The 22,887-nt window shown below is 63.4% G+C and carries 21 protein-coding genes; 11 read left to right on the forward strand and 10 right to left on the reverse strand.

All coding sequences use genetic code 11. From position 1 onward, the window contains the following. Positions 1–31: 31 nt before the first annotated feature. The 3 genes from Q4G24_RS11865 to Q4G24_RS11875 form a co-directional block, all read right to left on the reverse strand. Positions 32–793, reverse strand: coding sequence for a TSUP family transporter (locus Q4G24_RS11865; RefSeq protein ID WP_303366747.1), 762 nt, complete (start codon positions 791–793; stop codon positions 32–34). Then, positions 790–2,496 (reverse strand): methionine--tRNA ligase, encoded by a 1,707-nt coding sequence (gene metG, locus Q4G24_RS11870; protein WP_303366748.1) that lies wholly within the window; start codon positions 2,494–2,496, stop codon positions 790–792. Before metG ends, Q4G24_RS11865 begins: the two co-directional genes overlap by 4 nt. Positions 2,497–2,650: 154 nt before the next feature. Next, positions 2,651–3,274, reverse strand: a complete 624-nt coding sequence (locus tag Q4G24_RS11875; protein ID WP_303366749.1) for a GcrA family cell cycle regulator — start codon at positions 3,272–3,274, stop codon at positions 2,651–2,653. 174 nt (positions 3,275–3,448) lie between these two features. On the opposite strand from Q4G24_RS11875, the gene Q4G24_RS11880 reads away from it, so the two are divergent. From Q4G24_RS11880 to argF, 3 genes are all read left to right on the forward strand, one after another. Continuing rightward, positions 3,449–4,234 (forward strand): ABC transporter permease, encoded by a 786-nt coding sequence (locus Q4G24_RS11880; RefSeq protein WP_303366765.1) that lies wholly within the window; start codon positions 3,449–3,451, stop codon positions 4,232–4,234. A 312-nt stretch (positions 4,235–4,546) separates the two neighbouring features. After that, positions 4,547–5,716 carry an aspartate aminotransferase family protein gene (locus Q4G24_RS11885; protein WP_303366750.1) on the forward strand — a complete coding sequence of 390 codons (1,170 nt, stop codon included), beginning with the start codon at positions 4,547–4,549 and terminating at the stop codon, positions 5,714–5,716. A 118-nt stretch (positions 5,717–5,834) separates the two neighbouring features. Next, positions 5,835–6,761, forward strand: a complete 927-nt coding sequence (gene argF, locus Q4G24_RS11890) for an ornithine carbamoyltransferase (protein ID WP_303366751.1) — start codon at positions 5,835–5,837, stop codon at positions 6,759–6,761. Positions 6,762–6,806: 45 nt separating this feature from the next. Here the strand turns inward: argF and Q4G24_RS11895 are convergent, their stop codons facing one another. Together Q4G24_RS11895 and Q4G24_RS11900 are read right to left on the reverse strand one after the other, a co-directional pair. Further along, on the reverse strand, positions 6,807–8,129 hold the full coding sequence (locus Q4G24_RS11895) for an HlyD family type I secretion periplasmic adaptor subunit (RefSeq protein WP_303366752.1): 1,323 nt from the start codon (positions 8,127–8,129) through the stop codon (positions 6,807–6,809). Continuing rightward, complete coding sequence (locus tag Q4G24_RS11900; RefSeq protein WP_303366766.1) at positions 8,126–9,844, reverse strand: type I secretion system permease/ATPase; 1,719 nt, start codon at positions 9,842–9,844, stop codon at positions 8,126–8,128. Before Q4G24_RS11900 ends, Q4G24_RS11895 begins: the two co-directional genes overlap by 4 nt. A gap of 151 nt (positions 9,845–9,995) precedes the next feature. Here Q4G24_RS11900 and Q4G24_RS11905 point away from each other — a divergent pair, with 151 nt between their 5' ends. From Q4G24_RS11905 to Q4G24_RS11915, 3 genes are read left to right on the forward strand one after another with little or no spacing between them, the layout of a single operon-like run. After that, a complete protein-coding gene (locus tag Q4G24_RS11905) occupies positions 9,996–10,718 on the forward strand; it encodes a VacJ family lipoprotein (protein WP_303366753.1) in 723 nt (240 codons plus the stop codon). 22 nt (positions 10,719–10,740) lie between these two features. Then, positions 10,741–11,301, forward strand: a complete 561-nt coding sequence (locus Q4G24_RS11910; RefSeq protein ID WP_303366767.1) for a phospholipid-binding protein MlaC — start codon at positions 10,741–10,743, stop codon at positions 11,299–11,301. 11 nt (positions 11,302–11,312) lie between these two features. Next, on the forward strand, positions 11,313–11,762 hold the full coding sequence (locus tag Q4G24_RS11915) for a carboxymuconolactone decarboxylase family protein (protein WP_303366754.1): 450 nt from the start codon (positions 11,313–11,315) through the stop codon (positions 11,760–11,762). Positions 11,763–11,853: 91 nt separating this feature from the next. Here the strand turns inward: Q4G24_RS11915 and Q4G24_RS11920 are convergent, their stop codons facing one another. Further along, positions 11,854–14,109 carry a transglycosylase domain-containing protein gene (locus Q4G24_RS11920; protein WP_303366755.1) on the reverse strand — a complete coding sequence of 752 codons (2,256 nt, stop codon included), beginning with the start codon at positions 14,107–14,109 and terminating at the stop codon, positions 11,854–11,856. Positions 14,110–14,391: 282 nt separating this feature from the next. Between Q4G24_RS11920 and Q4G24_RS11925 the strand changes: the two genes are divergently transcribed. After that, on the forward strand, positions 14,392–15,720 hold the full coding sequence (locus Q4G24_RS11925; RefSeq protein ID WP_303366756.1) for an ammonium transporter: 1,329 nt from the start codon (positions 14,392–14,394) through the stop codon (positions 15,718–15,720). Positions 15,721–15,779: 59 nt separating this feature from the next. Here the strand turns inward: Q4G24_RS11925 and Q4G24_RS11930 are convergent, their stop codons facing one another. Continuing rightward, positions 15,780–16,766: a polyprenyl synthetase family protein gene (locus Q4G24_RS11930; protein ID WP_303366757.1), complete on the reverse strand. Its 987-nt coding sequence runs from the start codon at positions 16,764–16,766 to the stop codon at positions 15,780–15,782. A gap of 72 nt (positions 16,767–16,838) precedes the next feature. Between Q4G24_RS11930 and Q4G24_RS11935 the strand changes: the two genes are divergently transcribed. From Q4G24_RS11935 to Q4G24_RS11945, 3 genes are read left to right on the forward strand one after another with little or no spacing between them, the layout of a single operon-like run. Beyond that, on the forward strand, positions 16,839–17,048 hold the full coding sequence (locus tag Q4G24_RS11935; protein WP_303366758.1) for a DUF2007 domain-containing protein: 210 nt from the start codon (positions 16,839–16,841) through the stop codon (positions 17,046–17,048). Then, entirely contained in the window at positions 17,045–17,800 is a 756-nt protein-coding gene (locus Q4G24_RS11940) for a tRNA1(Val) (adenine(37)-N6)-methyltransferase (RefSeq protein WP_303366759.1), read from the forward strand. Before Q4G24_RS11935 ends, Q4G24_RS11940 begins: the two co-directional genes overlap by 4 nt. 57 nt (positions 17,801–17,857) lie before the next feature. Continuing rightward, positions 17,858–18,019: a YdcH family protein gene (locus Q4G24_RS11945; RefSeq protein WP_303366760.1), complete on the forward strand. Its 162-nt coding sequence runs from the start codon at positions 17,858–17,860 to the stop codon at positions 18,017–18,019. A 413-nt stretch (positions 18,020–18,432) separates the two neighbouring features. Here Q4G24_RS11945 and glmS read toward each other — a convergent pair whose 3' ends face one another. Next, positions 18,433–20,250: a glutamine--fructose-6-phosphate transaminase (isomerizing) gene (glmS, locus tag Q4G24_RS11950; RefSeq protein WP_303366761.1), complete on the reverse strand. Its 1,818-nt coding sequence runs from the start codon at positions 20,248–20,250 to the stop codon at positions 18,433–18,435. 3 nt (positions 20,251–20,253) lie between these two features. Next, a complete protein-coding gene (glmU, locus tag Q4G24_RS11955) occupies positions 20,254–21,600 on the reverse strand; it encodes a bifunctional UDP-N-acetylglucosamine diphosphorylase/glucosamine-1-phosphate N-acetyltransferase GlmU (RefSeq protein ID WP_303366762.1) in 1,347 nt (448 codons plus the stop codon). A 94-nt stretch (positions 21,601–21,694) separates the two neighbouring features. On the opposite strand from glmU, the gene Q4G24_RS11960 reads away from it, so the two are divergent. Further along, positions 21,695–22,369 (forward strand): HAD-IA family hydrolase, encoded by a 675-nt coding sequence (locus Q4G24_RS11960; protein ID WP_303366763.1) that lies wholly within the window; start codon positions 21,695–21,697, stop codon positions 22,367–22,369. Between the two features lie 126 nt (positions 22,370–22,495). Here Q4G24_RS11960 and Q4G24_RS11965 read toward each other — a convergent pair. Then, positions 22,496–22,887 (reverse strand): dihydroxy-acid dehydratase (locus Q4G24_RS11965; RefSeq protein ID WP_303366764.1); only part of this gene is annotated, 392 nt, incomplete at its 5' end.

Raw genomic sequence — 22,887 nt, forward strand, 5'->3', positions numbered from 1 at the left:
GCGGATAACGCGCGGCGGCGGGTTTGGTTCGTCAGATCATCCGGGCAATTGCGGTGGCGATCAGCGCCACGCCGTTCAGAAACAGCAGCGCCAGTGCTGCCCGGCGCAGGGTCAGCGGGGCCAGCGGCGGCGGAAAACGCTGTGCCAGCCATGTGCCAAGCACCACCGCCGGAATTGCGCCTGCTGCGGCAATCAGGGTCGGAACGGCAATGCCGGTCGTCGCCCCTGCCAGCACCAGCCGCCATGCCTGTGTGACGAAAAAGAACGCCACCAGCGTGACCCGCACCGTATGTTGCGCGATCGGCTGGCGGTAAAGCTGCCAGATCACCGGCGGCCCGGCGGTGGCAAACATCCCGCCCATGATACCGCCCGCACCACCGCTCAGCAAAAAGCCCAGCGGGCCGGACCGCGCAGCCAAGGGTTCCGGCCTGCGCACCAGTTGCAGCGCCGCTCCGGCGATCAGCAGCCCAAGCAACAGCCGCAGCATATCCAGTGATTCGCCCGACAGGTATTCCATGACGGCATAACCCAGTACGCTGCCCGGAATCGCCGCAGTCAGCAGCAATCGCAGCGCCGGGCGGTCCGTATGCCGCCAATCACGCGACAGGATCATCACCGCGTTAAAGATCACCAGTATGGACGTAACCTGCGCGGCCAGCGCCACCGGCATCAGCCCGAACAGCGTGACTGCCCCCATCAGGAACAGCCCCAGCGCGAACCCTGCCAATACCTGCACCCAAGCGCCAAAGGCGACCACGGCCCAGACGGCCAGAAGGGTGGGCAGATCGGTCAATCCCGCGTGCCGCTGAACCGCTGCGCCCATTCCTCGCGCTGCTCATCGGTGATCTTGATGAACAGGTTATCCGGCACGGTGAAGGCGTGGTCCGCCGGCAGGGCCGTCAGGGCGCTGGCGATATCGGCGGGCCAGTCGGCGGGGGCGTTCATCGCCTGTCGCATCACCTCCGCCGCAAAGGGGATGAAGGGTTGCGACAGCGTGGCGTAAAGCGCGATCAGGTTCAGCCCGGTGCGCACCTGCATGGCGGCCTGTTCCGGGTCGTCCTTGAACGTCGCCCAAGGGGCCGCGCTTTGCAGATATTCGTTCCCCAGCACCCAGATGGCGCGCAATTCACCGGCGGCCTTGCGGACCTCCATCGTGTCCATGAAGCCTTCATAAGCCGTCAGTCGGGTTTGCAAAGCCTGCGCCAGCGCCGATTCAGCCTCGCCCGGCTGGCCGCCTGCGGGCACGGTTTCGCCAAACTTGCTGCGGCAGAACTTGGTGATGCGGCTGACGAAATTGCCCAGCACATCGGCAAGATCCTTGTTTACGGAAGCTTGGAAATTGTCCCATGTGAACTCGCTGTCGCCCGATTCCGGGGCGTGGGACAGCAGCCACCAGCGCCAGTAATCGGCGGGCAGGATCGACAGCGCCTGATCCATGAACACCCCGCGCCCCTGCGAGGTCGAGAACTGGCCGCCGTCATAATTCAGGTAATTGAACGACTTGATGTAATCGACCAGCTTCCACGGCTCGCCCGAGCCGATGATGGTCGCCGGAAAGGACAGCGTGTGGAAAGGCACGTTATCCTTGCCCATGAACTGCGTATAGGTCACGTCACCCGCGCCCTTGTCGGTGCGCCACCAGCGTTCCCAGTCGCCGCCGGTCTTGTCGGCCCATTCGGCGGTCGCGGCGATATATTCGATGGGGGCGTCGAACCAGACATAGAAAACCTTGCCCTCCATCCCCGGCCAGGGCTGGTCGCCCTTTTTGACCGGGATGCCCCAGTGCAGGTCACGGGTGATGCCGCGATCCTGCAAGCCGTCGCCGTCGTTCAGCCATTTTTTCGCAATCGAGGTCGTCAGCACCGGCCAGTCGGTCTTGCTGTCGATCCATGCCGCGATCTGGTCCTTCAGGGCGGACTGGCGCAGGTAAAGGTGGGTTGTCTCGCGCACCTCAAGGTCGGTCGAGCCGCTGATCGCGCTGCGCGGGTTAATCAGGTCGGTGGGGTCAAGCTGCTTGGTGCAATTCTCGCACTGGTCGCCGCGGGCCTTGTCATAGCCGCAATTCGGGCAGGTGCCTTCGATATAGCGGTCGGGCAGGAACCGCTGGTCGGCATTGGAATAGACCTGCCGCTCGCTGACCTCGCGGATCAGCCCGGCATCGGCCAGTCGGCCGGCGAAATGCTGGGTCAGGATGTGGTTCCGCTCGCTGGATGAACGCCCGAAATGGTCGAAGGACAGCCCGAAGCCCTGCGCGATTTCGGTCTGAACGGCGTGCATCCGGGCGCAATAGACCTCGACCGGCTCACCCGCCTTTTTCGCGGCCAGTTCCGCCGGGGTTCCGTGTTCGTCGGTGGCGCAGATGAACATGACCTCATGGCCGCGCGCGCGCTGATAGCGGGCGTAAAGATCGGCGGGCAACTGGCTGCCGACAAGGTTCCCAAGGTGCTTGATCCCGTTGATATAGGGAATGGCAGAGGTAATCAGGTGGCGAGCCATTGGTTTCCTTTCGCCGCATCATCGGTTCGGCACGGTTTTGTCGCCGTTCCGGCGCTGTATTGGGTGCCGTCCGGGCATGGTCTTGATTATGTCGTGACCCTGATATTGGGCCGGTCAGAGGCGGAACCGTTGGCACGGCCCCGCCTTGCGATGGTCAACGCCGCCGGTCGCGCCGCGCGCTGGCGGGTTGGAAGGCCACCGCGACATGGGTTTCGCAATAGGGCTTGCCCGGCGCCGAAGGCAGCCCGCAGAACCAGAACTTATCCGTTGCAGGGTCGCCAATCGGCCATTTGCAGGTGCGCTCGGTCAGTTCCATCAGCGACAGTTTACGGGCTTTTTTCTCGACCTCGCGGGCGGTGGCCAGCGTTTCCTCGGGGATTTCATTGGCCGAGGGCTGCGGTGGCAGCGGCTGACCCGCCGGAATGATGTTGCGGCGTGGGTTGAAGGCCGGGACCGGAGGGGTCGGCTCGGGTTCGGCTTGTTCGACCTCGGGTTCCGGGGCAGGGGTCGGTTCCGGCGCAGGCTGCGGCGCAGCTTTCGCCTTGGTCTTCGGCTTTTCGGCCTTGGCGGGTGCAGGTGCGGGTTCCGACACCGGAGCAGGAGCTGGTTCGGGCTTGGTTTCCGCTTCGTCATTGCGATTGGACAGGCCAAGGCGATGCACCTTGCCGATTACCGCGTTGCGGGTGACGCCGCCAAGCTCTTTGGCGATCTGGCTGGCGGACTGGCCCTCGGACCACATCCGCTTGAGCGTTTCCACACGTTCATCCGTCCAGGACATGGCTGCCTTTCCGCAGGGTCATCCCCGCATCTTGAAACTGTCGCGCGATCCGGCCACAACCGGGATGCCGAGAAATACCCCCACCAGCGAAGCATTTCAAGGACTGCTATGCCCGCAAGCCAACCTTCCCGCCTTGTTTCCGAGGCATCCGTATCCGAAATGCCCATATCGGAAATGGGCGTCCGCCGTTTTGGCCGCTTTAACTGGCTGGGGCTTGCCACGCTGGCCCGGCGAGAGATCATGCGGTTCATGTCGGTCTGGCAACAGACGATTTTTGCGCCGCTGATGACTGCGGGGCTGTTCGTGATCGTATTTGCGCTGGCTTTGGGCAGTAACCGGGGCGAGGTCATGGGCCTGCCCTATCTGGCGTTTCTGGGGCCGGGCATCCTGATGATGACGGTGATTCAGAATGCTTTTGCCAATACGTCCAGCAGCATCATCAGCGCCAAAATGCAGGGCAATATCGTCGATACGCTGATGCCGCCACTGTCCCCGGCCGAGATTCTGGCGGGCTATCTGATCGGCGCCATCGCCCGCGCCATGCTGGTGGCGGTTGTGATTGCAACAGGGATGGCGCTGGTTCTGGGGCAGGGGCTTGCACATCCGGTCTGGGCCGTGGTGTTTGTCCTGCTGGGGGCCACGATTATGGGGGCGCTGGGGATGCTGGCTGCGATCATCGCGCAGAAATACGATCAGATGGCGGCGATCAGCAATTTCATCGTTACGCCTTTGTCTTTTCTGTCTGGCACGTTTTATTCGGTCGAGGCGCTGCCCAAACCATTCGATATGCTGGCCCATATCAACCCGATTTTCTATCTGATCGACGGCGCACGCTTTGGGTTTACCGGGGTCAGCGATGCCTCTCCCTGGGTTGGTCTGTTGGTGTGTGGGGCAACGATGGCAGCCATTCTGTCGCTGGTCTGGTCGTGGCTGCGGTCCGGTTTCAGAATGAAGCCGTGACGAGGGCAGGCACAGCCGAATCAGATTGTGCAACACAAATACCAAGGCCGTGATGGCAAAATAATCCAAATGTTTGCACAATGTTCTCATGCGTTGACCCTGCCTGCTGCCTGCGATTCGTTCAATCCTTTTCTGCAATCGTGGTTACTGCTGCGTTAACCTGATTTTTCCCTTGCACCACAGGCCGTTCACGCGCATCTTCCCATTTATGAGCAAAACCCGTGCCTGCATTTTCCGACGCTGAGGCCGCCCTTTCGGGAACCGGCTTCCCACGCTTTTGCCATTTCGCACCCCAAAAATCAGAGGACTCCCATGACTTCGCACGTCCTGCCGACCTATAATCGCGCCCCTATCGCCTTTGAACGCGGCGAAGGCGCTTGGGCTATTGCGACGGACGGCACCCGATATCTGGACTTGGGTGCCGGAATCGCGGTTAACGTGCTGGGGCACGCCAATCCTGAGCTGACGGCGACGCTGACCGAGCAGGCGGGCAAAATCTGGCATGTGTCGAACCTCTATCGCATCCCCGAACAGGAAAAACTGGCTGATCTGCTGTGCGAAAACAGCTTTGCCGACACGGTATTCTTTACCAATTCGGGCACTGAAGCGGCTGAGCTTGCGATCAAAATGGCCCGCAAATACTGGTATGAGGCCGGCGACCCTGATCGGATCGAGATTCTGACGCTGGAGGGGGCTTTCCACGGTCGTTCCACCGGGGCGATTGCGGCCGCTGGTTCGGAAAAGATGGTTAAGGGGTTCGGCCCGCTGATGCCGGGGTTTCGTTCGGTGCCTTTTGCAGACCTCGAAACCCTTCCGAAACTGGTTAACGACCGCACCGCCGCTGTCTTGCTGGAACCTGTGCAGGGGGAAGGCGGCATCCGGCCGATTCCTGATCACGTCCTGAAGGCTTTGCGCGCCGCTTGTGATGCGACCGGCACCCTGCTGATCTTTGACGAGGTGCAATGTGGTATGGGGCGGACCGGCAAGCTGTTTGCCTATGAATGGGCCGGGACCGCGCCGGATATTATGATGGTCGCCAAGGGCATTGGCGGCGGGTTCCCTCTTGGTGCGGTGCTGGCGACGGCAAAGGCGGCGTCGGGTATGGTCGCGGGGACGCATGGATCGACGTATGGCGGCAACCCTCTGGCCTGCGCAATTGGTTGTAAAGTCATGGAAATCGTGGCTAATCCCGATTTTCTGGCAGAGGTCTCGCGCAAAGCCGCACTGTTCCGGCAGGGGTTGGAAGCCGTGGTCGCCAGCCACCCCGACATTTTCGAAACTGTCCGTGGCGAAGGGCTGATGCTGGGGCTGAAATGCCGCGTCGCACCGTCGGAAATGGTTAACGCAGCCTATGCCGAGCATTTGCTGACGGTTGCTGCCGCTGATAATGTTCTGCGCCTGCTGCCGCCGTTGAATATCCCTGATGCAGACATCACCGAGGCATTGGCGCGGCTTGACCGCGCCGCAAACCGCCTTGGCTGAGATCTTTTGTCCTCAAATATCCTGGGGGTGAGGGTCGGAACGACCCGAGGGGGCAAAGCCCCCTTGACCCCGCCGCCGCAGCCGGGCTTGCTGTCCGGATCAGCCGAAAGACCCATAAATGAAGCATTTTCTTGATATCCACACCACCGATGCCGCCGAATTGCGCGGGATCATCGACAGCGCCAAGGCGATGAAGCAGGCCCGGAATGGCCGCCCGAAAGGCGCGGCGGATGATGAACAGCCGCTGGCCGGGCGCATGGTTGCGCTGATTTTTGAAAAACCCTCGACCCGCACCCGCGTCAGCTTTGACGTTGGTGTGCGCCAGATGGGCGGGCAGACGATGGTGCTGTCGGGCAGCGAAATGCAGCTTGGCCATGGCGAAACCATTGCGGATACAGCGCGGGTGCTGTCGCGCTATGTCGATCTGATTATGATTCGCACCTTTGAGGAGGCCACCCTGCAAGAGATGGCCGAATATGCCAGCGTGCCGGTTATTAACGGTCTGACCAACCGCACTCATCCCTGTCAGATCATGGCCGATATTATGACCTATGAAGAACATCGTGGTCCGATCAAGGGCCGCAAGGTGGTCTGGTCCGGCGATGGCAACAATGTCTGCGCCAGTTTCCTGCACGCGGCGGGGCAGTTCGGTTTCGATTTCACCTTTACCGGCCCGATGCCGCTGGACCCGGAGCCGGAATGGATGGGCTTCGCGCGCTCCAAAGGTGTCGAGGCCAGGATCGAGCGTGACCCGATGAAGGCCGTCGAAGGCGCCGATCTGGTCGTCACCGATACCTGGGTGTCCATGCACGATCCGCAATCGGCGCGGGAACGCCGCCACAACCAGTTGCGCGGCTATCAGGTCAATGCGGCGCTGATGGCGCGGGCGAAGCCGGATGCATTGTTCATGCATTGCCTGCCCGCGCATCGGGATGACGAGGCAACGTCCGAGGTCATGGACGGCCCGCATTCGGTGATTTTTGATGAGGCCGAGAACCGCCTGCACGCGCAAAAGGCGGTCATGCGCTGGTGTCTGGACGTCTGAACCACGTCGAGAAAAGGGCCACGCGGTAATGCGCGGCCCTATTCATCAGCTTTCCCGGAAAGCGCGGGCGAAATAATCGGTAAAGGGTTTCAGAAGATAGGTCATCGGGCTTCGGTGGCCAGTCTGGATGTAAACTTCGGCGGGCATACCTGGCAGCAGGGTCAGCCCACCCAGCTTGCTGATTTCCTCGGGCGGGATCGTCACCTCGGCGCGATAATAGGTCATCTGCGTTGCCTGATCGGTCAGCGCATCGGCCGAGACCCGTGCCACCACGCCGTCGATTTCCGGCGTTGTCCGGCTGGAGAAGGACGAGAACCGCAGCACCACCGCCTGCCCCGCGCTGACCTCATCAATGTTGATGGGCGAAACGCGGGCGGCAATCACCAGCGGGCGATCCTGAGGGATCAGATACATCACCGGCTCAGCCGCACGAATCACCGATTTCGGGGTCGTCACCGCCAGCTCGTGAACGATGCCGGATACCGGCGCGCGAATGTCCAGCCGCGAGATCTGTTCCCGCAGCGAGCGGCGGCGTTCGGCCAGTTCCATTTCGCGGTAGCCCATGTCGCGCAGTTCGGTTTCCGCTGATTCGCGGCGATCCGAAGTCTGTCGCAACTGCTCGATGCTCAATTCGATCAGCCGGGTTTCTGATTCGGCGCGGGCGGCGGTCATGGCGCCGATCTGGCCGTCAAGCTGCGCCGCCTGCCGTTGCAGGGCCAGCACCCGCGACGCTTGCGCCAGACCCTTGGCCAGCAGGCTTTCCTGATCGACCAGTTCCTTGCCGATCAACTCACGTTGCAGGGTCAATGCCTGTGACTGGGCGTCGATGCCGTCGATCTGTGCTTGGACCTGCTCTGCCTGTTTTTGCAACTGTTCCTGTGATTGTTGCAGGCTGGTGCGGCGGGCCAGAAACAGGCTGCTTTGCCCGTCCATCAGCGCCCGAAGGTCGGTCGAATCGGCTGTCGCCTCGATCAACGCTGCGGGGAAGCTGATCGTGGCTTCATCCGCGCGCTCGGCCTCCAGCCGGCCACGGCGGGCGAGGATTTCGTAATATTGCCCCTCGACAATAGCCAGTTCGGTGCGGAGCAGCGCACCGTCCAGTCGGATCAGAACATCCCCGGCCTGAACCTGCTGGCCTTCGCGGATCAGGATGTCATCGACCACGCCGCCATCGGGGTGCTGCACGATCTGGCGGTGCTGCTGCACCTCGACCTGACCCTGCGCGACCACGGCCCCGGCGATGCGCGAGACGACAGACCAGAGGCCAAAACCACCGACCAGCAGCACCAGCGCAATCAGTCCGACCAGCAGCGGCAGCCGGGCGTTCAGGCTGCGCTTGGGCTGAGTGGGTTGCGGTTTCTGGCTCATGTCACACCTCCCGCGCCGCCGGCCCGGATCTGCTCGGCATTGCGCACCGCGGCCTTCAGCACCTCATCCCGAGGTCCGAAATTGCGGCGCATCCCCTGATCCATGACCAGAAGCAGCTCACATTCGGTAATCGCGGCCGGGCGATGCGCCATGATAATCACTGCACCGCCTGCGGATTTGACCGCGCGGATTGCCCTGTTCAGCGCCTCACTGCCCTCATTGTCGAGGTTCGAGTTCGGCTCATCCAGAACCAGCAGGGCGGGGTTTGTATAAAGCGCCCGCGCCAGACCGATGCGCTGGATTTGCCCACCCGACAGCCGCCCGCCGGCCTGTAACAGCGGCGTGTCATAGCCCTGTGGCAGTTTCAGGATCATCTCATGTGCGGCTGCGGCACGGGCAGCGGCGACGACCTGATCGGGGTCGGGCTGCGGGTCGAGGCGGGCGATGTTTTCAGCGACAGTGCCGTCAAACAGTGTCACTTGCTGAGGCAGATAGCCGATGAGATGGCCCAGCACATCCGGGTCATACTGATCCAGCGTCGCCCCACCCAGCCGGATGCTGCCCCCGGCGGGGAGCCAGGTGCCGATCAGCGCCCGTGCCAGCGTCGATTTCCCCGCGCCGGATGGTCCGATCACCCCCAGCGCCTGACCGGGGGCCAGCGCAAAGCTGATGCTGCGCAGGGTCGGGGCGGATTCGCCGGGCGGCACGATCGAGAGGTTCGTCACCTCCAGCCGGGCCTCGGGGCGGGGCAGGGGGGTGCGGGGCTGTTGTGGCGGGCGGCGTGACAGCAGCAGGCCCAGCCGTTTCCAGCCATCCTGAGCGTGCTGGATTGTCGGCCAGCTTCCCACCACCTGATCCACGGGGGCCAATGCCCGGCCCATCAGGATACTGGCGGCGATCATCGCGCCGGGCGTCAATTCCCCACGCAGCACCAGCAGCGCCCCGGCAGCCAGCATGGCGCTTTGCAGAAACAGCCGGAAAGTCCGGGAAAATACGGTGAAACCAGAGCTGCGGTCAGTCGCTTTCAATTGCGCCTCGACGGCTTCGTCACGGGCGCGGCGCCAGCGGCGGAATGTCGCGTCGCGCATCCCCAGGGCGCCGATCAATTCGCCCTCGTCCCGATACAGGTCGGCCATCCGATCCGCTGATTGTGCCGCGACCTGCGATTTTTGCAGCGGTTCGCGCCCCCATCTTTGATTCAGGATTGTCGAGCCGACCAGAATCACCAGACCGGCGGTCGCCACCAGCCCAAGTTGAAAGTGAAACACGAAAACCGCACCCAGAAAGAACGGTGCCCAAGGCAGATCAAACAGCGCCATCAGCACCGGCGAGGCCAGAACCCGCTGAACTGCGTCCAGATCGCGCAGCCCGCCCTTGGCCACCAGTTCATTCCCGGTGGCGGTGCCGTCCTGCAAACCTGCGGCATAGACCCGCGATTCCAGATCGTCCTGAAACCGTGCGGCGACGCGCTGCATGATCTGGTTCCGGGCCAGATCCAGCAGACCCATCAGCGTAAACAGCCCGACAATCAGCAGGAACAGTGCAGTCAGCGTCTCGACCGAGCGGCTGCCCAGCACGCGGTCATAGACCTGCATCATGAACAGCGGGCCGGTCAGCATCAGCAGGTTCACGGCGACTGAAAACAGCCCCACGGCGGTAAACAACCGCCACGCCCGCGACCGCGCCGTGCGCAGTTCTGCCAGACCGTCATGCATCCGTGGTCGAATCATTGCCGATGTCCAATATGCTTACTGTTCTGTGACTTGCCCATGAATCCCAAACCAACTAACGCTGTTATTGCCTGAAATACAGACGTATCAGCATCGCTCTTTATTCCCGTTTATGCGCAAAAGGTTAGGATTTCGTTTGCGAGTTGCGATTTTTCTTCTGACCCTTGTGCCTCTGGCAGCCTGCACCCCCGCCCACCAGACCGGCATCAACGATCCGCTGGAGCCGATGAATCGCCGGGTTCACGCCTTTAATGTCGGACTGGATCGCAATATTATCAAGCCGTTGGCCGCGCCAATGAAGGGCGGTGAAGGCAGCGGGCTTGGCTCGGCGGTGGTAACGGTGGCGGGCAATGCTGGCTCGAACCTCTCGCTGCCGGGTAAGACGGTCAACAAACTTCTGCAAGGCCGGCCCATTGATGCGCTGCAAAATGCGACGCGGTTTGTCGTGAACACGACGCTTGGCTTTGGCGGTCTGACCGATCCGGCTGCGGGGGCGTTTAATCTGCCGGAAAAGGACACCGATTTTGGCGAGACGCTGGCGGTCTGGGGCCTCGGTGAAGGCCCCTATCTGGAATTGCCGGTGCTGGGACCGTCGAACCTGCGCGATGCGACGGGCAAGGTGGTGGATGTGGTGATCGACCCGCTGCGTCATGCTTTGCCGCCCGCAGAATGGAACGCAACCATGATTGCGCGCGTTGGCGGTAAAGCCGCGCAGCGGGCGCGGTTTGGTGATACCGTGGAGAGTGTGCTGCACGGCAGCGCCGACAGCTATGCGCAGACCCGGCAGATCTGGCTGGATCATCGCAGGCACGAATTGGGGCAGGAAGCTGATGTCATTGATCCTTATGCCGAAAACTGACCGTCGGGGGTTTCTGACGCTGATGGCCGGGGCCACGCTGGTTGCCGCCCGTCCGGCCTTTGCGCTTGGCACGGAACAGGCCCGCGCGATGATCGAAACCTCGCTGGGTGAGGTCTACGCCGTTATCAATTCGGGTCAGCCACCGGCGCAGATGTATCGCAATTTCGAGGCGATTTTTGCCCGTTATGCCGATGTGGACATTATCGCCCGCTCGGCGCTGGGTCCGGCGGCGCGACAGGCTTCACCGGCCGAATTTGCCGCCTATAAACAGGCGTTTCAGGGCTATATCGGGCGCAAATACGGTAAACGCTTCCGCGAGTTCATCGGCAGCCGCATCGAAGTGACGGGCGCCCGTCCGCTGAAAAGTTTCGTCGAGGTTTCCTCGGTCGCCTATCTGAATGGCCGCGCCCCGATGGCGGTGGAATGGCATGTCTCGGAACAATCCGGCCAGCGCCGTTATTTCAACATCATCATCGAAGGCGTGAACATGCTGGCGACCGAGCGCACCGAGATCGGCGCGATGCTGGCCCGTCGTCGTGGCGACATTGCGGCACTGACCGCCGATTTGCAGCAGGCTGGTTAAGGAGGTCACAGATGCAGGCACGAATGAACTATTACAAAGCCGCCCCCGCTGCGATGCAGGCGATGATGGCGCTGGAAGAGGCGGTGAAAAACCTGTCCATCGCGCCGCCGCTGCGTGAATTGGTCAAGGTGCGTGTCTCGCAGATCAACGGCTGCGCCTATTGCCTGAACCTGCACCTGCCCGAAGCGCGTGCCGCAGGCGTGTCGCAGCAGAAACTGGATGTGCTGGCCGCATGGCGCGAAAGCCCCGCCTTTGATGCGTCCGAACGCGCGGCGCTTGGTTGGGCCGAGGCTCTGACCCGGCTGGAGGCGACCGGTGCGCCTGATGCGGATTATGACGCTCTCGCCAGCGCCTTTGATGAGCAGCAGCGGGTCGAGCTGACCCTGCTCATCAATACGATCAACGGCTGGAATCGCTTTGCCGTCGGATTCCGCTCGCAACATCCGGTGCGGCGGGACTAGGCTTTCTTCTTCACTTAAATATCCCCGCCGGAGGCATCCGAGGCTGCCGCAAAACCAAACCCCGCCGCTGGCATCAGCGGCGGGGTTTGTGTCAGTTGCCGCCCAATATCCCCTTCAGTGCATCGCCAAGCGCATCCGAGCCATCAACCTGCGGTTGAGATTGCACCTGTGGCCTGCCCGGTGATGCGGGAGCAGCCGGGGCCTGCGGGGCGGCGGGTTCAGCCGGGCCACCCGTTTGACCCATGGCCTCGGCCAGTGCGGCGGCCAGCGGGTCGTCCGAGGTGGTTTGCAGCACCGAAGGCCCGTTATCGCCCACGACATAGCGGCCTTCGCCCCCCGGCACGCTGACGGTCAGCGGCAGCGCGGGCAGGTCTGCGGAAATCTCGGTCACGACGGCTTGCCAGATTTCAGCGGGCAGCCCGCCGCCGGTCACGCCTTTCAGCGGGGTGTTGTCGTCATTGCCCATCCAGACGCCGACGACATATTGTTCGGTAAAGCCGATGAACCAGGCATCGCGTGAGCTTTGCGTGGTGCCGGTCTTGCCCGCGGCTTCGCGTCCGTTCAGCTTGGCGCGGGTGCCGGTGCCGCTGTCGATGACGCCTTTCATCATGCCGACCAGTTCGGCGGCGGCCTGCGGCGAGATCACCTGTTCACCCATGCCGCCGGTCTGGCCGATCAGCGGGTTGCGGTCGCCGTGAATCCGCAGTTCAACCAGCCCATAGGGGCGAACCGAACGGCCGCCGTTGCGGATACCAGCATAGGCCCCGGTCATGTTCAGCAGCGAGGTTTCCGAAACCCCAAGCGCCAGCGACGGCCAGTTTTTCAGGTCGTGAGAGACGCCGAAACCTTCGGCGATGCGGATCACATTGTCCCGGCCCACGGCTTCTTGCAGGCGCACGGTGGCGGCGTTCAGCGACTGGCGCAAGGCATTGGCCAGCGACACATCGCCATAAAACCGTCGGGTATAGTTCTGCGGCGTCCACGGCTTTTGCCCCGGAATGGCGATCGAGATTGGCGCGTCGCGGATAATGTCATTCGGGCTGTAGCCCCGGTCAAGTGCTGCGGCATAGACAAAAGGCTTGAAGCTGGAACCCGTCTGCCGCTGCGCCTGCGTGGCGCGGTTAAAGGTTCCGGTGGCGGTGTTGTCCAGCCCGCCGATCATTGCCCGCACCGCGCCATCCGCCGACATGACCACGACTGCCGCTTGCGCCTTGCTGCCTGCGGCGACCTTTTCCTGGAACACCCGGTTCAACGCCCGCTCGGCGGCGCGCTGAACACGCTGGTCAAAGGTGGTGGTGATGGTCACGTCCTCGGTGGTTTCCGTCGTCAGGAAGGCCGGGCCGGAATCCATCAGCCAGTCAGCGAAATATCCGCCCGCCCGTGCCGCTGCTGCCCGCGATAGCTGCGCTGGGTTCTTGCGGGCCTCATCCGCCTGCGCGGGGGTGATATAGCCCTGTTCCTGCATCAGCCCGATAATCACATCCGCCCGCCCGCGTGAGCGGTCAAGGTTTGCTGTTGGGGCGAAATAGGATGGCGCTTTCAGCAGGCCGGCCAGCATCGCGGCTTCGGGAACGGTGACTTCGGCAGCGTGTTTGCCAAAATAACGCTGGCTGGCGGCCTCGAACCCACGCGCACCGGCACCAAGATAGGACCGGTTCATGTAGATATTCAGGATGTCATCCTTGCTGTATTTTGCTTCCAGCGCGAAAGAAAACGGGATTTCCTTGACCTTGCGCCACAGGCTCGATTTGCGGCAGTCGGCTTCGTATTCGGCTTCGTTCTTCCATTGCGTTGGGTCGAAATCCTGACCCAGACACAGCAGCTTGGCGACCTGCTGGGTGATGGTCGAACCGCCATGGCCCTCCAGCGCACCGCGCCCGGCTTCAAGGTTGATCCTGATGGCGCTGGCAATGCCGCGGGGCGAGATGCCAAGGTGGTTATAGAACCGCTTGTCCTCGGTGGCGATCACGGCGTCTTTCAGCGCAGGGGCGATCTTGTCGGAACTGACGGTGCCAAAGGTCTCGCCGCGCCAGGCAAACACATTGCCGTCGCGGTCCAGCATCGTGACCGAGCCTTGCGCACGGGCATCGAACAGCGCCTGCGCGCTTGGCAGTTGCGAGTAATAAAAGAACGTCGCGGCCGCCAGAATCAGCGCAACAGTCAGCCCAAGTCGCCAAAAGCTGCCCCAGATGATCCGCCACGTCAGCGAGACGATCCCGGTGATGCCGCGCGTCACCATATTGCCGCGTTTCGGCTTGCCCGCCCGCCGCACCTGCTGCGTCGCCGGTTGCCGCGCATAGCGATTCTCGGCCGTTACCCGGCGTTTACTGCCCGTTGTCTTGCTCATGCCTGTATTTATCCTGCCCGACCCTTTTCCGGGCCTTTCGCGCCAGCATACAGGATGATCCGCCCCGAGGGAATAACCCTGACCGAAGCGTGAAGCTGGTCCATCCGTATTCTGCCTGTATTTCAGGCAAAACCCTGCCAAAATTGCCCGCAGATATGCGTTGCCGGTTTCCATGGCGGGCTGGTCCGGCGGAAACTTGCCTCTGCGTGGCGCTGCCCCCCTTTCTGGACCCGATCGGCACGGGCCTGACCCGGATGCCCCAGACAGACAGGTGACGCAGCGATGAAAAAGATACTTCCTTTCCTTCTTGCCGGGCTGGCCATGGCTGCCCCGGCGCTGGCGCAAGAGGCCGCCCCCGCCGTCGAGGTCGTGGCCGATGTGGTCGAGACCGCCCCGGTTGCCGATACCGGCAATGTTACCTGGGTGATGGTGTCGGCCATTCTGGTGATGATGATGAGCGTGCCGGGGCTGGCGCTGTTCTATGGCGGTCTGGCGCGCAGCAAGAACATGCTGTCGGTGCTGATGCAGGTGTTCTCGGCCTTTTGCATCGTGGCGTTGCTGTGGGTGATCTTTGGCTATTCGCTGGCCTTTACCGATGGCGGCGGGCTGTCGGCCTTTATCGGGGATATGTCCAAGGCGTTTCTGGCCGGTATTGGCGTTGATACGCTGGAGGGCGATATTTACGAATATAACTTCATCGCCTTCCAGATGGCCTTTGCCTGCATCGCCACGGCGCTGATTGTCGGCGCCACGGCCGAGCGGCTGAAGTTCAGCGCCATCATGCTGTTCTGCGTGATCTGGTTCGTGCTGTCCTATCTGCCGATCTGCCACATGGTCTGGCAGGGGAATGGCTATCTGGCACAGCATGGCGCACTGGATTTCGCGGGTGGCACGGTCATTCATATCAACGCCGGTGTGGCGGGGATGATCGCCGCCTATGTTGCCGGGCCGCGCCTTGGCTTCCGCAAAGAGCTGATGGCCCCGCATAACCTGACCTTCACCTTTATCGGTGGTGCGCTGCTGTGGATGGGCTGGTTCGGTTTCAACGCCGGTTCGGCGCTGGCCGCTGACGGGGTTGCCGCGCTGGCGGTTATCAATACGGTGGTTGCGACCGCTGCCGCCGCGCTGGCCTGGTCCTTTGGTGAATGGGCAATGCGTGGGCATCCGTCGCTGCTTGGCGGGGTTTCGGGCGGGATTGCCGGGCTGGTCGGTATCACCCCCGCTGCCGGTTTCGTCGGTCCGATGGGGGCTATCGCCATCGGTATCATCACCGGCTTGGTCTGCATGTGGTTCGTCAACACGATGAAGTCGAAAATCGGTATCGACGACAGCTTCGACGTGTTCGGCATCCATGGCGTTGGCGGCATCGTCGGCGCGGTCCTGACGGGTGTGTTCGTGTTCCCGGCCTTTGGCGGGCAGGGCGTCGAGGTCTCGATGGGCTACCAGCTTTATGTTCAGGTGCTTGGCGTGGTCATTGCGATGATCTGGTCGGCGGTGGTGTCTTTTGCCGCGATCTGTGTGGTCAAGGCGCTGGTCGGGCTGCGTGTCCCCGCCAATGACGAGCGGCAGGGTCTGGACATTACCACCCATGGCGAGAACGCCTATAACTGAAACCGCTGATATAATGCGAAAGCCCGGCTGCAAAGGCCGGGCTTTTTGCGTTGGCGGGTTTAGAACAGACGCGAGACGACGAAATCCGCCAGATCCGCAAGCTGCGCCCGCAAGGGATGGTCAGGCGTTTTGGCCAGCGCCGCCTTGGCCCGTCCGGCCCAGTCCAGCGCATCCGCCCGCGCCGCCGCCAGCGCCCCGCGCCGGTTCAGGATTTCCAGCGCGGTTTCAAGGTCGCCATCCTGCTGGTCGCCCTTGCCGATGGTGCGGGTCCAGAAGGCCAGTTCATCTGCATCTGCCGCCGCAATCGCCTTGATGACCGGCAGGGTCAGCTTGCGCTCGCGGAAATCATCGCCGGTGTTCTTGCCGATGGTGGCGCTGGTGCCGCCGTAATCCAGCAGGTCGTCGGCAATCTGAAAGGCAATCCCCAGCGCGTCGCCATAATCGAACAGCGCCTGCTGCACCGCCGGATCGGCCTTGGCAACCACTGCGCCAACCTCGGTCGCCGCTGAAAACAGCGCCGCCGTCTTGCCACGCACGACTTGCAGATAGGTGGCCTCGGTCGTGGTGATGTCCTGCGCGGCGGTCAGTTGCAGAACCTCGCCCTCGGCAATCGTGGCGCTGGCGTTGGACAGGATGCGCATGACCTCCATGCTGTCCACCTCGGCCATCAACTGAAAGCTGCGGGCGAACAGGTAATCCCCGACCAACACGCTGGACTTATTGTCCCACAGCAGGTTTGCCGTAGGCCGCCCGCGCCGTTGCTGGCTTTCGTCCACCACATCGTCATGCAGCAGGGTGGCGGTGTGCAGGAACTCGACCGTGGCGGCCAGCAGGATGTGATGCGGGCCGTCATAGCCGCACAGCCGCGCAGCGGCCAGAACCAGCATCGGGCGCAGCCGCTTGCCGCCGGCTTCGATCAGATGCGCCGTCACTTCGGGGATGCGCGGCGCGTGGCGGCTGGCCATCCTTTCGCGGATCAGCGCATTGACGGCGGCCATGTCATCGGCCAGCGCCCCGGTCAGTTGGTCCATCGCAGTATCGGTCATCGCGGCCCCCTTTTCCGCGCCAGCCATTGCCATGCAATAGACACGGGTGCAACCGCGACATACCTTCGCGCCATGAAAGAGATTCTGCGCAGCAACAACCCGGTCACACTGTCCCATGCCGAGGCCATTCTGGCGGCCGAGGGTATCCCCTGCTTTCCGCTGGACCAGCATATGAGCGTGCTGGAAGGCTCGATCGGGGTGCTTCCGCGGCGGCTGATGGTGGCGGATCAGGATGCCTTCATCGCGGCGGCGCTGCTGCGAGAGGCGGGGCTGATCGAATGAGCCTGCGCCGGGATGGTTTCCTTGGGGGGCGGCTGGCGCTGTGGCAACCCGCGCAGGGCTATCGCGCCGGGGCCGATGCCGTGATGCTGGCGGCGGCGGTGCCTGCGCGGGCTGGGGACCGGGTGCTGGAGCTGGGCTGCGGCGCAGGCGTGGCGGCGCTGTGCCTTGCGGCGCGGGTGCCGGGCGTCGCGGTGACAGGTCTGGAATTGCAGGCTGATTATGCCGCGCTGGCTATGCGCAATGCGGCCGAGACAGGGCTGCCGGTGCAGGTGATTCAGGGTGATCTGGCCGCCATGCCCGCCAGCCTGCGCGACCAGAGCTTCGACCATGTAATGATGAACCCGCCCTATTTCCTTGGCGGAACCGAGGCCCCCGACGCGGGCCGCAGCACCGCCCGGCATGAGGCCGCGCCGCTGTCGTTGTGGCTGGATGCGGGCCTGCGCCGGTTGCGGCCCGGCGGCTGGCTGGTGGCGATCCACCGGGCCGAGCGGCTGGCCGATCTGCTGGCGGGCCTGTCGGGCCGGGCCGGGGCGCTGACGGTGCTGCCCATCGCCGCCCGGCAAGGGCGCGAGGCTGGCCGTGTGATCGTCGCCGCCCGCAAAGGGGCGCGGTCGCCGCTGCGTCTGCTGGCCCCGCTGGTTGTCCATGAAAAACCGTCACATTCCGACGATTCCGAAGATTTTTCGCCGCTTGCACAAGCGGTTCTGCGTGATGGCGCGCCAATTGTGCTTTCAGGGGGCGAAAACGGGTGACAGAATCGGGTTTATGTGATGGTCTTATGACATCGACCAACCCTAGAGGAGGACGAGATGACCGTCGAAAACCACGTCGAAGCCCTGCGCAAGAAACACGAGGAACTGTCCAAAGCGGTCGAGGCCGCACAGCGCAGCCCCGGCTCTGACGATCTGGATATCGCCGCCATGAAAAAGGAAAAACTGCGCATCAAAGAGGAAATCTCGCGCCTGTCGTAAGGGGTGCCCCTCTTGGCTTGACGGCCTCTTTTCCGCTGGAATGACCCGTCAAGCCAGTTTCCATGCGTTTCAAGGTTTGACATCTGAATGACAGACTGTCCGACGGCGTAAGCCATCCAGGCAGGTGGTTGGTCTTGATTGCTGAGCATGAGCGGTTCTTTTCCGCGCTTTTCGTGACGAACTGACCGACCAGAGATGCGCAGATAGATGCGTTCTGGCGCATCAATGCCAGTATTTTCAATACCGGGTTTAAACGCCCTCATGCGTCCGGGGGCTCGGAAGGTAATGTCCCGGCCATTCCCCGCCCGCATAGGTGACTGTTTCCGATAATCTGCTTGCGCCAACCGGACTGGTTTGCGCCACGGCTCACGGGCATCAAATATCCCCGCCGGAGGCAAGGGGGCGCAGCCCCCTTATTCCACCGTAACCGATTTCGCCAGGTTGCGGGGTTGGTCCACGTCGGTGCCTTTGGCGACGGCGGTGTGATAGGCCAGATATTGCATCGGCACCGCGTAAAGGATCGGCGCAAAGACCCCGCCGCCGGCGGGCATGGCCAGTTGCGCATAGGTGCCGTGACCAGCCTCGGCTATGCCTTCGGCATCCGAGATCAGCACGACCTGACCGTGGCGGGCCATGACTTCCTGCATGTTGCTGATGGTCTTGTCGAACAGCCGGTCACGAGGGGCCAGAACGATCACCGGCACATTGCGGTCGATCAGGGCGATGGGACCGTGTTTCAACTCGCCCGAGGCATAACCTTCGGCGTGGATATAGGACAGCTCTTTCAGTTTCAGCGCCCCTTCCATTGCCACCGGGAACAGCGCGCCGCGGCCAAGGTAAAGCACGTCCTGCGCCTCAGCCAGCCAGTCGGACAGGCGGCGGCAGTCGTCGCTGGTGCCAAGGGCGGTATTCAGCAGGGCAGGGATGGCGCGCAATTCGTCGATATGGGCGGCCAGTTGCTCGGGTGTCAGGCGGCCCTTGTCAGCGGCGGCTTTCAGCGCCAGAACGGCCAGCACCGCAAGCTGGCAGGTAAAGGCTTTAGACGAGGCCACGCAGACTTCGATCCCGGCCAGCGTCGGCAGGGCGATGTCGGTTTCCCGTGCGATAGCCGAGGTGCCGACATTGACCACGCCGATGGTCTTGGCCGAACGGCCCTTGCAGTAATGCAGCGCCGCCAGCGTGTCGGCGGTTTCGCCCGACTGGCTGACAAAGATCGACCAGCTTGCAGGCGAGATCGGCGGTTCACGATAGCGAAACTCGGACGCCACGTCGATGTCGCAGGGCAGACCGGCGAGTTCCTCGAACCAGTATTTCGCCACCAGCGCCGCGTAATAGGCGGTGCCGCAACCCACCAGCGTCAGCCGGTCCACGGCGGTGAAATCCAGCGCCTCGGGCAGAACGATGCGGTTGTTCTTGATATAATGGTTCAGCGCGTCGCCCAAAACGGCGGGCTGCTCGGCGATTTCCTTGGCCATGAAGTGACGATAGCCGCCCTTGTCGATGGCAGTCGCGCCCACGTCGATGCGGCGTTCCTCACGCGTGGTCTGGCGGTTTTCCGCGTCGAAGATCTGCACGCCCGCACGTGTCAGAATGGCGTGGTCGCCGTCCTCCAGATAGGTGATGCGGTCGGTGAATGGCGACAGCGCCACCGCGTCCGAGCCGATGAACATTTCGCCCGTGCCATGGCCGATTGCCAGCGGGCTGCCTTTGCGGGCGGCGATCAGCAGGTCGGGCTGGCCGTCGAACAGGAAGCCAAGCGCAAAGGCCCCGTTCAGCCGGGCCAGCGTGGCGCGGGCGGCCTCGACCGGGGTCATGCCCTGCGCCATATAGAGCGCGGTCAGCATGGCGACGGTTTCGGTGTCCGTGTCGGATTCCGGGGTTTCACCGGCGGCGGCCAGTTCCTCGCGCAGTTCGCGGAAGTTCTCGATGATGCCGTTATGAACGACGGCGACGGGGCCGTGTTTGTGCGGATGGGCATTGGCCTCGGTCGCGGCGCCATGGGTGGCCCAGCGGGTGTGGCCGATGCCCGAGGTGCCAGCCAGCGGCTCATGCACCAGCCGGTCGGACAGGTTCACCAGCTTGCCGACCGCGCGGCGGCGGTCCAGCCGGCCAGAGGCGTCGATGGTGGCGATGCCCGCGCTGTCATAGCCGCGATATTCCAGCCGTTTCAGCGCCTCGACCAGTTGCGGCGCGACCTGATGTTTACCAAGGATACCAATAATTCCGCACATCTTTCAGCCTTTCTTGGCCTTTGCGGCCCGCAGCACTTCCATGAGGCGTGCCGCAAAGCCCGGTTTGTTGACCTGCCGCGCCCGGCCAAGGGCCAGCGCATCGTCAGGGACGTTTTCGGTGATGGTGCTGCCCGATCCGGTCAGCGCCCGCGCGCCCACGGTGACAGGGGCGACCAGCATCGTATCGCTGCCGATAAAGGCATCTGCCCCGATGATCGTCCGGTGCTTGCCGACGCCATCATAATTGCAGGTGATGGTGCCTGCGCCGATATTCGCACGCTCGCCCACCTCGGCATCGCCAAGATAGGTCAGATGACCGGCCTTGACGCCTTCGTGCAGAACGCTGTTCTTGATCTCGACGAAATTGCCGACATGCACATCTGCCCCCAGTTCCGCGCCGGGCCGCAGCCGGGCAAAGGGGCCAACGGTTGCGCCCGCGCTGACATGGCAGCCCTCAAGGTGGCAGAAGGGCAGGATTTCGGCCCCGCTTTCGATGGTGACGCCGGGGCCAAAGACGACATTCTGCCCGATCACCGCATCGCGCCCGATGGCGGTGTCGAGGCTGAACCAGACGGTTGCCGGGTCGGTCAGGGTCACGCCGTTTTCCAGCGCATCCGCACGGGCGCGGGTCTGAAAGGCGGCCTCGGCAGCGGCCAGTTCGGCGCGGGTATTGATCCCCAGCGTCTCGGATTCGTCACAGGTCACGACGGCGGCCTTGCGGCCCTGCGCGCGGGCCAGCCCCACAAGGTCGGTCAGATAATATTCGCCCGCCGCATTGTCGTTGCTCAGCCCGGCGATGAGGTCGCGCATCAGGCTGGCCTCCATCGCCATTACGCCGCTGTTGCATAGGGTAATGGCGCGGGTGGCGGTGTCCGCGTCCTTGTATTCGACGATCTTTTCCAGCCCCTCAGCCCCGGTCACAAGCCGGCCATAGCGGCCCGGATCGGCGGCATCAAAGCCAAGCACCACCACATCGGCGGGGTGGCTGGTCAGTGCGGCCAGCGTTTCGGGGCTGATAAAGGGGGTGTCGCCGTAAAGCACCACCGCCTTGCCGTCGAAATCCGCCAGCAGCGGCAACGCCTGCGCGACAGCGTGGCCGGTGCCAAGCTGTTCGGTCTGCAAGGCAATCGCCGCGTCGGGGTCCAGCTTTGCCACGGCTTTCGTGACCAGTTCCGCGCCATGACCGGCGACCACGACGACTTGCGCCGGGTCCAGCGTGCGCCCTGCTGCCAGCGCGTGACCGACCAGCGGCACACCGCCCAGCCGGTGCAGCACTTTGGGCAGGTCGGATTGCATCCGGCTGCCTTGCCCGGCGGCCAGAACGATCAGGGCGATGGGCCGGTCGGTCATGGTTTCCTCACTCGCAGTTCGTCCGGGGTTTTGTCAGGCCCGCGCCCGTGGCACAAGGCCCGGCAAGATCACTCTTTCATACGAAAGGTTACAGATGCCGGGAACTGTTGTTTTTGATCTGGACGGAACGCTGGTGGACAGCTCGGCTGACCTGATTGCCGCAGCAAACGCCTGCTTTGCAGACCGGGGGCTGGCGGCCCCGCTGGACCCGGTGGCGGATGCGATGATTGCTTTTCAGGGCGGGCGGGCGATGCTGCGGGCGGGCTATGCGCGGATGCCCGCCGATGTGCTGTTGCCGCCGGGAGCCGAGGATGCGGATTTCGCCCGGCTGCTGGATCATTACGCGGCGGGGATTGCGGTTCACACGCGGCTTTATCCGGGGGCAGAGGCCGCCTTGCAGGCGCTGGCGGCGGATGGGCAGCGGCTGGCGGTCTGCACCAACAAGCCCGAGGCACTGGCGAAGCAACTTCTGCGGGCGCTTGGGGTGCGGGATGCTTTCGCCAGCCTGATCGGGGCAGACACGCTGCCCACGCGCAAGCCCGACCCTGCGCCTTATCGCGCCGCTGTTGCGCAAGCGGGGGGCGAGGTCGCGCGGTCCTGCCTGATCGGTGATACCGAGACCGACCGGCGCACGGCAGCGAATGTCGGGGTGCCGGTGGCGCTGGTCAGCTTTGGCCCCGAAGGCGCGGGTATCGCGCGGCTGAACCCCGACGCGCTGCTGGATGATTTCGCGGCGCTGCCCGCGCTGGCCCGTGACTGGCTGAAATAAGGGAATGTGACGGGCGAAGGTGCTCTGCCCGTCACGGCAATCAGGACTGCCCCCACGAAACGAAACACCCGCAAGCGCCCCGATACGGGCCAGATTATCCGGCCATCATGGGGGCGCAAGCTCTGCTTATTCCGGCAGAATCCGCACCGCGCCCTTGTCGGCGGATGAGGCAAAGGCCGCATAGGCCCGCAACGCCTGCGTGACGTTGCGCTTGCGTGGTTTGGCGGGTTTCCAGCCTGCGGCATCCTGTTCGGCACGGCGGGCGTCCAGCTCGGCCTGCGGCACGGCAAGGTTGATCGTGCGGTTCGGAATGTCGATCTCGATGCGGTCGCCATCGCGGACAAGGCCGATGGCCCCGCCCTGCGCCGCCTCGGGCGAGCAATGGCCAATGGACAGGCCCGAGGTTCCGCCCGAAAACCGCCCGTCGGTGATCAGCGCGCAGGCCGCGCCAAGCCCTTTCGACTTCAGATAGCTGGTCGGATACAGCATTTCCTGCATCCCCGGCCCGCCCTTGGGGC

Origin of the sequence: Paracoccus sp. (in: a-proteobacteria), from assembly GCF_030538695.1 — a bacterium.
In the GTDB taxonomy this organism is placed as follows: domain Bacteria; phylum Pseudomonadota; class Alphaproteobacteria; order Rhodobacterales; family Rhodobacteraceae; genus Paracoccus.